The organism is Enorma sp. (genome assembly GCF_982429025.1).
On the sequence record NZ_CEWCAA010000021.1, the window covers coordinates 21,654 to 32,953 of the forward strand.

Consider the following 11,300-nt stretch of genomic DNA (forward strand, 5'->3'; position numbering starts at 1 on the left):
CCGAAGGGACGATCATGGACTTAGCAGACGTGCGCAACCGGATCGACGAAGTCGACCACAAGCTGCTTGACCTCTTCTGCCAGAGGATGGAGCTCGCCGCCGAGGTTGCCGAGTCAAAGATCGGCTCAGGCAAAGCGGTCTTCGACCCAGCACGGGAACGAGAGAAGCTGCTGGACGTGGCGCGCCGCTCGCCCGAGCGCCTCCAACCGCAAGCTGTTGCGCTCTTCTCGCTCCTCATGAGCATGAACAAGGCCGAGCAGCAGCGCATCATTGCACGCGGTACCGGCGAAAGCCGATCCGCGCGGGCACACGCAAGCCTCAAGCCGGCAAGCGAGCCCTTCCCAGCCACAGCGAGCGTAGCATGCCAGGGCGTCGAGGGCGCTTATAGCCAGATCGCCGCGTGCAAGCTCTTCCGCGTGCCCGGCATCACGTTCTTCAGCACCTTTGAAGGCGTATTCCGCGCGGTGCGCGAAGGCCTCTGCGACTTTGGCGTGCTTCCTATCGAGAACTCCACGGCAGGCTCGGTGAATGCCGTCTACGACCTTCTCGCCGAGTACTCGTTTTCCATCGTAAGGAGCCTTCGCCTCAAGATCGATCACAACCTGCTCGCGCGCCCCGGCGTGCATCGGGAGAATATACGCGAGGTCTACTCGCATGAACAGGCTATCGCGCAATGCAGCGACTATCTAGAACAGCTCGGTGTTACCGCCCATGAGCTCAAGAATACCGCTCAGGCAGCCGAGTTCGTCTCCCGCTCCCCTCGAAACGATATCGCGGCCCTCTCATCGCGCGATTGCGCCGCCCTCTACGGCCTCGATGTACTCGAATCGAACGTGCAGGACTCCGACAACAACTACACGCGCTTCATCGTCGTCTCGGCAGAGCCGCAGATCTTCCCTGGCGCTACGCGCACTTCGCTCATGCTCACGATGAAACACGAGCCAGGATCTCTGTACCGCGTGCTCGAGCGCTTCTACGCCCTCGATATCAACCTCGTTAAACTTGAGAGCCGCCCCATCCCCGGCCGCGATTTCGAGTTCATGTTCTACTTCGATATCGAGAGCCCTGCGGGCACCGAGCCCCTCGACACGCTCCTCGACAGCCTCGATGACGTGTGCGAAAGCGTCAAATACTTCGGCAGCTACACGGAGGTGCTGTGATGGCGTATGGTTGCGAGGATACGCCTCGCTACGGCCTGCTTGGCCGCACCCTCGGGCACACCTACTCCCCGCGCATCTACGAGCTCCTTGCCGGTATCACGGGCTACGAGCGCTTCGAGCGGGAGCCTGGCGAGGTCGAGCAGTTCTTGCGTGAGGACACATGGCAAGGCCTTAACGTCACGATCCCCTACAAAAGAGCGGTCATGCCATATCTAGATGAACTGTCCGAATCTGCCCGGCGCTTAGGCAACGCGAACACCATCGTCCGGCTTTCCGACGGCCGCCTTCGCGGCGACAATACCGATTACTTCGGCTTCAAAACGTTGGTGCAGTCGCTCCGGCTCGAGCTTGCCGGCAAGCGCGCGCTCGTTTTCGGCGGGCACGGCGGCGCCGGTACGACCTGCATGGCGGTTCTTGCAGATTTAGGCATGGAGCCGATTGCCGTGGGACGCACCGGAGAGGTGACCTACGAGGATCTTCCGCGCTTTGCTGACGCCGCACTCGCCGTGAACGCTACGCCTGCCGGAATGTACCCGTCCTGCCCTGGGGCACCCTGCACACTCGATGCGCTCCCCCACCTGGAGGCCGTCGTTGACATCGTGTACAACCCTGCACGCACCGGGCTTATGATGGAAGCTGAGCACCGAGGCATCCCGGTGGCCGGCGGGCTCCTCATGCTCGTGGCACAAGCCGCGGGCTCGCTCCATGATTTCACAGGCGAGGATTACTCCGCCGAACGCATTGCCGCCGTGACAAACGAGCTCGGATACGAGATGCAGAACATCGCCCTCATCGGCATGCCGGGGGCAGGTAAAACCCGCGTCGGTCAGCGTATCGCCCAGAAGCTCGGACGCGAGCACATCGATCTTGATTGGGCCCTTGAAGAGCGCCTTGGGTGCAGCTGTTCCACGTTTATCACCGAGCGCGGCGAGGCCGCATTCCGACGCGAGGAGACTGCCCTCTTGGGTGAGGTTGCCAAACGCGGCGGCATCGTGCTCTCATGCGGCGGGGGTGTGGTGACGCGGGATGAGAACTATCCCCTCCTTCACCAGAACAGCCGGATCGTGATGCTCGACCGACCCCTTGGTGAGCTTTCGAGCAAGGGACGGCCGGTCTCGCAGCGCGACGGGGTTCAGAAGCTCGCCGAAGAGCGCATGCCGCGTTATCGTAGCTGGGCTGATGTCGTTGTGACCTCGCGCGAGTCGGCCGATGCCACGGCGCGGGCCGCCATTGCACAGCTTGCACGCGAATCTCAGCAGGTTTGATAAAACGAACCCGGTTCATTTTATCAAGGTAGGAAGGAGCCTCGTGAACGCACTTGTCATCAACGGACCGAATATCAACATGGTCGGTATACGCGAGCCAAACATCTATGGTCGAGAAACCTATGATGACCTCGTTCGTATATGCAAGGAGGCCGGCAGCGAGTTTGGGTTCGACGATGTTGAGGTCTTTCAGTCGAATCACGAGGGCGCGATTATCGACCGGATTCAGGATGCGTACGGCACGGTGGACGGAATCGTCATCAATCCGGCTGCGTACACGCATACGAGCATCGGCATTCTCGATGCACTCAAAGCCGTGAGCATCCCCGCTGTCGAGGTCCACATCTCTGCCGTGGATGAGCGCGAGGACTTCCGGCAGGTCTCGTATGCCGGCATGGCCTGCTTTGCCCGCGTAGCCGGAGAAGGCCTTGCCGGCTACCGCCACGCCCTCCAGCTCCTCGCCGATCACCTCAAATGAATCGCCAACACCCGGTGTCTACGATTCATCTGGTTCGTGGACACCGGGTGTCTGCGTTTCAGCCGAGCTTGCAAGTTCTTTGAGAAGCTCGAAAGCCCTTTCCGTCTCCGAGCACAGAGGCTCATTTGGAATATCCCCATCGGACATGCCGGTGTAGCAGATTCTCGTGCCCCCCTCAGGAGATAGCCCCCAATAGGGGAAATGCGGATCGCTGATTCCCATAGGTAACCCTCCTCGGTCAACATCACAAAGATCGAGATGCTTCGGCTTCGCGGATTCTTCTGCTTATGGTCGATGCGGAAATGCCCGTCAAGCGTGCAATCTGCTTATGCGTCAATCCGGTATCTGCTAGATTAGATAGAAATGCGCTTTGCTTTTCCCGGGAAAGCGACCTAATCTGCGAAACATCCCGGTATCCAAGCTGCATAGCGATATGATTCGCAACCGGCAAGGCCATCGCGTCGGGAACGCTATCGTGCTCGAGCTTTCGGTCATATGGCTGAGACCCCTCACGACAGAACTGCTCAAAATCCTCGGGGCTTTCAAACATATCGAGCACGATGCCAACATCCGTCAAACCTTTCTGACCACAGTATTCAGGAAAGCTCGACCACGGATAGTCGTCAAGGGAGCTGATTCCCGCTGCAAAGGGATTATTTATCACATAGCGAACAACCTGCAGCAAATACTCATCGGTATCGATAGGGAGGCTCTTAAACCTGCCTTCGAACACATGGCCCGTGCGTTGGCACTTCCGATTGAAATACAAAGCATACGACATGGCAAGATCATGAAGCGCCGCGCTGACTTCGTCTTTTGGGTCAGCAAGCACGAGATGAACATGGTTGTCCATGAAACACCACGCCACGATCGAGATGCTCGTGCCATGCGTCGACGAGCCCAGCAAAGCGAGAAATCTCCGTCGGTCATCATCATCCTCAAAGATGATTTGCTTCGCATTGCCGCGAAGCATGACATGGTAGAACCCGGATTCAGATCTTCTGCGCATTGGCATAGAGTACCACCCACCCCCGTTGGTGAGCTCATGATACCCATGAACGCGTATCGGCAGTCGCCCAATAATGACTCGCCAAAATGGTTCGCCAACACCCGGTGTCTACGATTCATGCCAGGTACCGGATTCTCGCAGCATCTGACGGGCATGGGTGAGGGACGCTTCGGATTCATCGCCGGAGAGCATGCGGGCGATCTCGTGCACGCGCGCTTCGCCCGAAACCTCGGCAAGCTGCGTTTCGGGCACATCGGCGTCGTCCTTGCGCACCACGTAGTGGCGCTCCCCCATCACGGCGACCTGCGCCAAGTGGGTCACGACGATGACCTGATGCGTACGAGCAAGGTCAGCCAACACCGCTGCAAGCGAGCGGGCCACGGCACCGCCCACGCCTGCGTCGACCTCATCGAAGACGAGGGTATCCACACCGTCGGTCTCCCCCAAAACGACTTTGCAGGCAAGCATGACGCGCGAGAGCTCGCCACCAGAGGCGATGCGCCGAAGCGGTCGCGGCGTCAGGCCGGCACCGCTGCGGTACAAAAGCTCGCACGTCGTGGGTCCAGTCTCGTTCCAGCGCTCACGCGGCAGCGGCCTCGACTCCCAAACGAGCTCAGCATGCCCCATCTTCAAACGCGCCATCTGTTTGCCAGCCTCGCGGCAAAAGCGAGGCGCTGCCTCATTACGGCGCTTGGTAAGCATCTTGGCCGCTTTGGCGAGCGCCGCCTCTGCAACATCGACCGCCTCCTGCGCGCGCTTGATCCGCGCCTCACCATCGCTTACGACGGCAAGCAGCTCGCGCGCATCCTCGCGGCGGGCAAAGACGTCTTCCATGCGCGGGCCGAACTGTCTGAGCAATCCTTTAAACGCCGAAAAACGTTCCTGAAGCTGCGCAAGCTCGGCAGGGTCGAAGTCAACGTTATCGCGATATCTTCTGAGGTCAGACGAAGCGTCTTCGAGCGTGATGGCCGCACCAGTCAAGGTATCGGCGAACTGAGCGAGCTTGGCGTCGACCGATCCCATGCGCGCAAGCTCGGCAATCGCCGAATTCAGCGCATCGAGCGCGCCGCCCTCGCCCGAAATGGCCTCCGCCGCCTCGTGCGCGGTGCCCGCGAGCGCCTCGGCGTGCTCCGCACGAGGCAAGGTTTCTTCGAGCTCCTCGAACTCACCCTCCTGAGGATCCACCTCATCGATGCGCTCGAGCGCGAATCTCGCCTCCTCGAGACGAGAGCCCTGCGTGCGCGCCGCAGCCGTGACCCGGTCAAGCTCATCTTTAGCCGCGCGAGCACGCTTCAGCGCTTCACGATACCCCTCAAGTGCTGCGGCCACCGGAGCACCCGCCCAAGCGTCAACCATCTCGACATGCGTCGCGGCATCGAGCAATCGCTGATGCTCATGCTGGCCGCAGAGGTCGATCGTAGGGCCGATCACCTGCGTAAGCTCGCGCACGCTTCCCAAATGCCCATCGAGGCGCACCCGGCTCCGACCGTCTGCGCCAACCCTGCGCGATGCGCAAACGCCCTCAACGTCATGAGAATCGCGAAAAACCCGCCCCTCGACGACGGCGCACTCAGCACCCTCGCGCACGAGCGACGCATCCGCGCGCTCACCCACCAGAAGCTTCAGAGCAGAGAGAAGCGCCGTCTTACCGGCACCGGTCTCGCCGGTGAGCACGGTAAGGCCCGCCGCTGGCGAAAAGGTCGCTTCATGGATGAGCGCGAGGTCTAGAACGTAAATCTCATCGATCATGGTGGACTCCGTAGAACACGCGAGACACCGAGGTATAGAAGCTTTCAGGGCCGTAATCGAGCAGCAGGATATCGCCTGGCCCGCGGCGAGCAACCACACGGTCGACCACGGCATCCTTCGCTACGAACACGCCATCGACGGCAACAGCGGGGATAGAGGGGCGATCGCGCGACATCTCGATCTCGACCACATCGGAAGGCGAGGTCAAAAACGCGCGGGCCTGAATGGTATGCGGCGCAATGGGCACGCACACCATACCGGTGTAATCTGGACTTACGATAGGGCCGCCCGCCGAGAGCGCATAACCGGTAGACCCCGTTGCCGTCGACACGACCACGCCGTCGCCCCGCAGCCGGTCGATGCGATGCCCCGACACCGTGATGGTGAACTCAACCATGTCGGAAAGAGGACCGCGCGTGAGGGCGAGGTCGTTTAATGCAAAGGTGTCGAGGGCCTGCTCTTCACCTTCGTCGGTATGCGCGAAAACATCGATGGCGAGTGTGGCGCGCCGGCTCACGTGCATCTCGCCCGCCAGGGCATCGCTCACCACGGAGAGGATGTCGGTATCATCGGGACTTGCCGCCGTGAGGAACCCAAGATGCCCATAGGACAATCCAAGTATTGGAATCTCCTGATAGCCGACGATACGCGCAGCCCGCAGAAGCGTGCCATCGCCGCCAAGCGAGATAACAAGGTCCGAGCCCTCAATATCGGGAGTCGAGACGATCTTCGAGCGCTGATCTGCCGCCCATGCCACCTCATAACCCTGGCGCGAAAGCCAAAGCTCGAGCGCTAGGCCGCTCTCGACCGCCTCGTTTTTATAGTAGTTCGGCACGAGAAAGACCTTCATGCGCCCACCACCCCTTCGATGGATGAGAGAACCCGTTCGCGCGCCGCGGCAACCTCAGTTTCACCGCCGGAGCCCAGACGGCCAAGGAGAAAGAACTCAACGTTACCCTTCGTACCCGTTATGGGCGAGGTGCACACACCCTCCGGCGTAAGGCCGCACCCGGAGAACAGGTCTACCGCATGCTCGAGCACGCGACGGCGTACGTTCGGATCGCGCACGACCCCTCCTTCACCGACCTCGGAGGCAGGTGCCTCGAACTGGGGTTTAACGAGCGTGAGAAAGCGGCCGCCGGGCACGAGCAAGGCGGTGACGGCATCGATAATGTGTGCGATGCTCGTAAAGGAAACGTCGCAGACGACCAGGTCGCAGCAGGCGCGATAGCCCAGCGAGGGCAGATCGACCACATTCGTCCGCTCTAGGAGCGTGACGCGCCCATTGTTTCTCAGCGACCATGCGAACTGCGCTCGACCAACATCGACTGCAATAACCGAGGCAGCACCGCGCTTAAGAAGGCAATCGGTAAAGCCGCCAGTCGAGCACCCGATATCTCCGCACGCAAGGCCGGAAGGATCCACGCCGAAGGCATCAAGCGCACCCTCGAGCTTAAGACCTCCCCTCCCAACATAGGGAAGACGCCCCTTGACATGCAAAGGAAGGCCGGGGTCGACCATCATGCCGGGTGAGGTGAGCCGCTCTCCCCGCGCAGAGACATCACCGGCCATCAAGGTGCGCAGGGCATCCGCGCGATCAACGCAGATGCCCTGAGCAACGAGTTCATCATCGAGGCGTACGCGCTTCATGGCACGCAAGCCCTATTCAGTTGGAGGCGCTGCATCGGCGCCCGCATCGGAAGCCGAATCGGACCCATCCTGGGCCGCAGCATCGAGGGAGGTGTCGTCGGCACGAGCCGCCTGATCGAGCTGTGCTGCCTCCTCGGGGCTCAAATCGAAGCTATCGACGAGCTCTGCAGCACGAGACCCAAGCTCGATGGCCTCGTCATACAGGTCGAGGCTGCGCTCGAGCGACGTGTCCTTCGAGCGCACGACAGAGATGATTTCGTCCAAGCGCTCCGTAATATCGGCGAAGCTGTTCGGGGCGACCTCAGCCATACCTAGCAGCCCTCACTCGACACGGGAGCTTCGGCAGCAGCCGGCTCGGCAGCCTCAACGGGATCCGCCGCCTGTGCAACCAAGGCGGGCGCAGCCGAGTCCTCCGCAGGCGTGGAATCAACGGGGCGCGGGAAGATGCGGGAATCGCGCACCACGCGCCCAAGCACGCCGTTAACAAAGCTTGCCGATTCATCGGTACCGTACGCCTTGGCAATCTCAACGGCCTCGTTGATCACCACGGCATCATCGACGCGCTCTGGCGAGAACCGCAGCTCGTAGACGGCAAGGCGCAGCAGATTGCGGTCCGAGCCGGGCATGCGGTCAAGAGCCCAGTTCTCCGAAACCCGGGCAAGGCCGCGATCGATCTCGCCGATATGCGCATAGCAACCGCGCGCCAGCTCGGCAGCGTAGGGAACGAGCGGGCTTGCCTCCTCGGAGGCGCGCGCCAAAAGATAATCGCCTGCGAGCACATCGTCGACGGTGCGCCCGAGAATCTCGGCCTGGAAGAGGAGCTGAAGGGCCTGGCTACGGGCAAGCGTGCGCCCGCGTTCTACTTTGAGGCTCACTACTACTCCTTGGGGAAGACGAGTCCGTCGATGCACACATCGACTCGCGCCACGGAAACGCCCACCTGGGCATCGATAGCGTGGACGACCGCCTCGCGCACGACCTCGGCGAGCTTCTTGAACGGATAGCCGAAGAACACGACAAGGTGCACCGTGATCGCAAGCTGGTCATCTACGACCTCGGTCTCGACCGCAGGAGCGGCGGCGGTGCTGCGCGCAGAGAGCATCGAGACGAGGTTGGTGGCGAGGTCCTTCACGCCGACCGACGCGATGCCCTCGATCTCCTCGACGGAGCGCGAAACGACCGCAGCGAGAACCTCCGGCGCAATGCCGATACCGGAAATGTAGATCTCCTGAGACATGGGGTCCCCCAAATACGTACGATGGAGCAGAAACTAGACGCGGGAAACGAACTTGCCGTCGCGCGTGTCGACCTTGATCATCTCGCCCTCGTTGAGGTACATGGGCACCTGGACAACTGCACCGGTCTCGATGGTGGCAGGCTTGGTGGAACCCTGAACGGTGTCGCCCTTGAAGCCCGGATCGGTCTGGGTGATCTGGACCTCGATGAACATCGGCGGGTTCACGCCCATAAGGTCATCGTCGGCGTAGAGAAGCTGGCAGACGTCGTTCTCCTTGAGCCACTTAGCGTTGTCGCCGATGAAGTCCTCGGGCACGGGGACCTGCTCATAGGTCTCGTTGTCCATGAAGATGAAGTCGTTGCCGTCGTTGTAGAGGTACTGCATCTCACGGGTGGAGAGCATGACGCTTTCGAACTTGGTGCCGGCGTTGCAGGTATTCTCGACCACGCGGCCGGTCTTGATGTCCTTGGTCTTATAGCGCACGAACGCGCCGCCCTTGCCCGGCTTGACATGCTGGAACTCGACGATGGTCACGACCTTGTCCTTGATGCGCAATCCGATGCCGTTCTTGAAATCGGCGGTGGTGATGGTTGCCATGTGCTACCTTTCTTGCTTGTCTGCCACGCAGAGGCCTGCGCTGCATTGATGCATGAACGTACAAAGTATACGCTTTCCCGCGCCTTTACGCAGGTGCAAGCGCAACTATCCACAGAGCGAGCGTCGAAGCGCCCGCCTCTCGACAAAGCAGCCTGGCAGCGACGCGATGGGTGCAAGCCAGGCTGAACCAAAGGGAGCTAGCAGCTCCTAGCAGTCGATGACCTGAAGGTCATGCGGGCTCTGGGTGAAGGGAACGAAGCCCTGGGCGGTCACGAGACCGTAGTCCTCAAGGCGAACGCCGAACTCCCCGGGCAGGTACACACCAGGCTCGATCGTGACGACGGAGCCCTCCCCCACCGTATTGTGCGTGCGCCCGAAATTGGGGAGCTCATGGATGTCGATGCCCACGCCGTGGCCAAGACCGTGACCGTAATACTCGCCGTAACCGGCATCGCCGATAATCTTCCTCGAAAGCTCATGGATCTCGTTGCCGTCCACGCCGGCATAGACCGCCTTGGCGCACTCCTCGTGCGTGCGCTGCACGAGGTCGTAAATCTCGCGCATCTTCGCCGAGGGCTCGCCCACGGCAACCGTGCGGGTCATGTCGGAATCGTAGTCGTGGTAGCGCGCGCCGTAATCCATGAGAACGAACTCGCCCTTCTGCACAGGGCGATCGCTCGGGATGGCGTGCGGGTTCGCCGCATTAGGGCCTGCAGCGACGATAGAGCCGAACGCAAGGCCGTCGGCTCCGTTTTCGAACATGAAGTTCTCGAGCTCGAGCTTTATCTGCTTCTCGGTGAGACCGGGACGAATGAACTCAAGCATGTGCGCAAACGCGGCGTCGGTGATTGCCTGGGCCCGCTTCATGAGGGCGATCTCCTCTTCGTCCTTCACCGCGCGCATGAGGCGAAGGTCCCCATGCATCTGCGGAAGCAGGGCGCAGATGGAAAGGTCATCAAGGCCGCGGACCAAACCGTCGTAGAACGAAAGCTCCATGGTGTCCTCAACGGCAACGACGCGGCACTTGGCATCGCGAGCACGCTCGGCAGCCCAACGCGGAATACCGATGACCTCCATATCGAGGACCCAAGGGCTATCTGCCGGAAGATGCTCGATGAAGCTGTTGTAGTAGCGAGAATCGGTGTGCAGGAACGTATTCGACGCGGTGATGAACGCGGCGTGCGGCAGTTCACCCGTATAGTCGAACACGCCTTCGGCGCCGGTCAACCAGCGAAGATTCGCCTCGTCGCGAATAATGACGGCATCGTAGCCGCGCTCGTCCATGAGCTCGCGAACACGCTCGATGCGACCGAGCGGGCCAGAAGCATGTGAGGACATAAGTACCCCTTCTTTCTAAATCGTTTGACTCACAGACACCGGGTGTCTGTGAGTCATTTGAATCGCCAACACCCGGTGTCTGTGAGTCATTTGACATCCAGGATCCGCAGTAAAGCATACTGCAAGTACGCTGAGCGAGTACCGGTTAGGAGAAATCAATCGTCCGCTATGCCACGAGCTCCGCACGCGAAGCAACATAGGCACGCGCATGGCGCATGAGCACATCGTCAGGAACGGCCGTTAGCCGAATGGTGCCCACCGATTTGGGAAGCGGGAGGAGGAAACGGTTAGACCGGCGCGCATGCTCCTCCTTGAGGGCGCGCACGAGGTCCTCGGCATCGAGCGAGAATCCGTATTCCTCGATGCCGAGGTCTTCAAACAGATCGTCCTGATCAAAGACGATATCGGCATCGAGGCCAGCCGCCTCCACAGCAAGACGGGCTTCGAAGCGCATGCCCTCTGACAAAAGCGCCCAACCAGGGGCTTCGGGCCCCAGACAACGTGCGAGCGCACGAGCCGTCGCGCGTCCATAGGACAGCGCATGCCGAGCAGAGGGGTTTGCGGCCTTAACGACATTGCGACGCGCCTGCTGCACCGGTCCAAAGACCTCACTGAATGCAACGGGCTCATCGGCAGCGATGAGAGGAGCGCTCTCGGCCAACTGCTCCCAGACGCGCTTCCCCTCTGCAAGGGCGGCGCCGAGCATAAGAGCCCTGCCCTCGAGACGTGCTTCGAGCGGCATGTCGGCGATAAGATCGAAGTCGCAAACGACCATGGTAGGCATCGGCCTGAGCGACACCATGTCAGGAGCCTCTGG

General features: G+C 61.0%; 13 protein-coding genes and 1 pseudogene. 3 read left to right on the forward strand and 11 right to left on the reverse strand.

The genetic code is table 11. The features are described from left to right. Window positions 1-14: 14 nt before the first annotated feature. From pheA to aroQ, 3 genes are read left to right on the forward strand one after another with little or no spacing between them, the layout of a single operon-like run. Complete coding sequence (gene pheA, locus AC1VS5_RS05145) at window positions 15-1,160, forward strand: prephenate dehydratase (RefSeq protein WP_481217914.1); 1,146 nt, start codon at window positions 15-17, stop codon at window positions 1,158-1,160. Continuing rightward, the gene (locus AC1VS5_RS05150) at window positions 1,160-2,425 is read left to right on the forward strand and encodes a shikimate kinase (protein ID WP_481217915.1); all 1,266 of its coding nucleotides are present in this window, start codon (window positions 1,160-1,162) and stop codon (window positions 2,423-2,425) included. Before pheA ends, AC1VS5_RS05150 begins: the two co-directional genes overlap by 1 nt. Window positions 2,426-2,468: 43 nt before the next feature. Beyond that, complete coding sequence (gene aroQ, locus AC1VS5_RS05155; RefSeq protein ID WP_087185558.1) at window positions 2,469-2,903, forward strand: type II 3-dehydroquinate dehydratase; 435 nt, start codon at window positions 2,469-2,471, stop codon at window positions 2,901-2,903. 18 nt (window positions 2,904-2,921) lie between these two features. On the opposite strand, the gene AC1VS5_RS05160 is transcribed toward aroQ, so the two are convergent. From AC1VS5_RS05160 to AC1VS5_RS05210, 11 genes and pseudogenes are all read right to left on the reverse strand, one after another. Continuing rightward, on the reverse strand, window positions 2,922-3,125 hold the full coding sequence (locus AC1VS5_RS05160; RefSeq protein ID WP_481217916.1) for a hypothetical protein: 204 nt from the start codon (window positions 3,123-3,125) through the stop codon (window positions 2,922-2,924). Between the two features lie 22 nt (window positions 3,126-3,147). Further along, on the reverse strand, window positions 3,148-3,918 hold the full coding sequence (locus tag AC1VS5_RS05165) for a transposase (protein WP_481217917.1): 771 nt from the start codon (window positions 3,916-3,918) through the stop codon (window positions 3,148-3,150). Between the two features lie 102 nt (window positions 3,919-4,020). Beyond that, on the reverse strand, window positions 4,021-5,661 hold the full coding sequence (locus AC1VS5_RS05170) for a DNA repair protein RecN (protein WP_481217918.1): 1,641 nt from the start codon (window positions 5,659-5,661) through the stop codon (window positions 4,021-4,023). After that, on the reverse strand, window positions 5,651-6,511 hold the full coding sequence (locus AC1VS5_RS05175; protein ID WP_481217919.1) for an NAD(+)/NADH kinase: 861 nt from the start codon (window positions 6,509-6,511) through the stop codon (window positions 5,651-5,653). The genes AC1VS5_RS05170 and AC1VS5_RS05175 overlap by 11 nt, the downstream gene beginning before the upstream one ends. After that, the gene (locus tag AC1VS5_RS05180) at window positions 6,508-7,311 is read right to left on the reverse strand and encodes a TlyA family RNA methyltransferase (protein ID WP_481217920.1); all 804 of its coding nucleotides are present in this window, start codon (window positions 7,309-7,311) and stop codon (window positions 6,508-6,510) included. Before AC1VS5_RS05180 ends, AC1VS5_RS05175 begins: the two co-directional genes overlap by 4 nt. Before the next feature lie 12 nt (window positions 7,312-7,323). Continuing rightward, window positions 7,324-7,620, reverse strand: coding sequence for an exodeoxyribonuclease VII small subunit (locus AC1VS5_RS05185; protein WP_022349440.1), 297 nt, complete (start codon window positions 7,618-7,620; stop codon window positions 7,324-7,326). A gap of 2 nt (window positions 7,621-7,622) precedes the next feature. Continuing rightward, on the reverse strand, window positions 7,623-8,186 hold the full coding sequence (gene nusB, locus AC1VS5_RS05190; RefSeq protein ID WP_481217921.1) for a transcription antitermination factor NusB: 564 nt from the start codon (window positions 8,184-8,186) through the stop codon (window positions 7,623-7,625). Between the two features lie 2 nt (window positions 8,187-8,188). Next, complete coding sequence (locus AC1VS5_RS05195; RefSeq protein ID WP_019128391.1) at window positions 8,189-8,548, reverse strand: Asp23/Gls24 family envelope stress response protein; 360 nt, start codon at window positions 8,546-8,548, stop codon at window positions 8,189-8,191. Between the two features lie 33 nt (window positions 8,549-8,581). Further along, window positions 8,582-9,145: an elongation factor P gene (gene efp, locus AC1VS5_RS05200; protein ID WP_019128392.1), complete on the reverse strand. Its 564-nt coding sequence runs from the start codon at window positions 9,143-9,145 to the stop codon at window positions 8,582-8,584. Between the two features lie 207 nt (window positions 9,146-9,352). Beyond that, window positions 9,353-10,483 (reverse strand): M24 family metallopeptidase, encoded by a 1,131-nt coding sequence (locus AC1VS5_RS05205; RefSeq protein ID WP_481217922.1) that lies wholly within the window; start codon window positions 10,481-10,483, stop codon window positions 9,353-9,355. 166 nt (window positions 10,484-10,649) lie between these two features. After that, a pseudogene (locus AC1VS5_RS05210) lies at window positions 10,650-11,300 on the reverse strand (hypothetical protein); the annotation flags it as partial.

Coding starts and splice junctions, on each gene's coding strand:
- AC1VS5_RS05185 (WP_022349440.1), bottom strand. CDS start 7,620: ATGGCTGAGGTCGCCCCGAACAGCTTCGCCGATATTACGGAGCGCTTG.
- AC1VS5_RS05150 (WP_481217915.1), top strand. CDS start 1,160: ATGGCGTATGGTTGCGAGGATACGCCTCGCTACGGCCTGCTTGGCCGC.
- AC1VS5_RS05175 (WP_481217919.1), bottom strand. CDS start 6,511: ATGAAGGTCTTTCTCGTGCCGAACTACTATAAAAACGAGGCGGTCGAG.
- AC1VS5_RS05170 (WP_481217918.1), bottom strand. CDS start 5,661: ATGATCGATGAGATTTACGTTCTAGACCTCGCGCTCATCCATGAAGCG.
- AC1VS5_RS05195 (WP_019128391.1), bottom strand. CDS start 8,548: ATGTCTCAGGAGATCTACATTTCCGGTATCGGCATTGCGCCGGAGGTT.
- efp (WP_019128392.1), bottom strand. CDS start 9,145: ATGGCAACCATCACCACCGCCGATTTCAAGAACGGCATCGGATTGCGC.
- AC1VS5_RS05165 (WP_481217917.1), bottom strand. CDS start 3,918: ATGCCAATGCGCAGAAGATCTGAATCCGGGTTCTACCATGTCATGCTT.
- AC1VS5_RS05205 (WP_481217922.1), bottom strand. CDS start 10,483: ATGTCCTCACATGCTTCTGGCCCGCTCGGTCGCATCGAGCGTGTTCGC.
- pheA (WP_481217914.1), top strand. CDS start 15: ATGGACTTAGCAGACGTGCGCAACCGGATCGACGAAGTCGACCACAAG.
- AC1VS5_RS05160 (WP_481217916.1), bottom strand. CDS start 3,125: ATGGGAATCAGCGATCCGCATTTCCCCTATTGGGGGCTATCTCCTGAG.
- AC1VS5_RS05180 (WP_481217920.1), bottom strand. CDS start 7,311: ATGAAGCGCGTACGCCTCGATGATGAACTCGTTGCTCAGGGCATCTGC.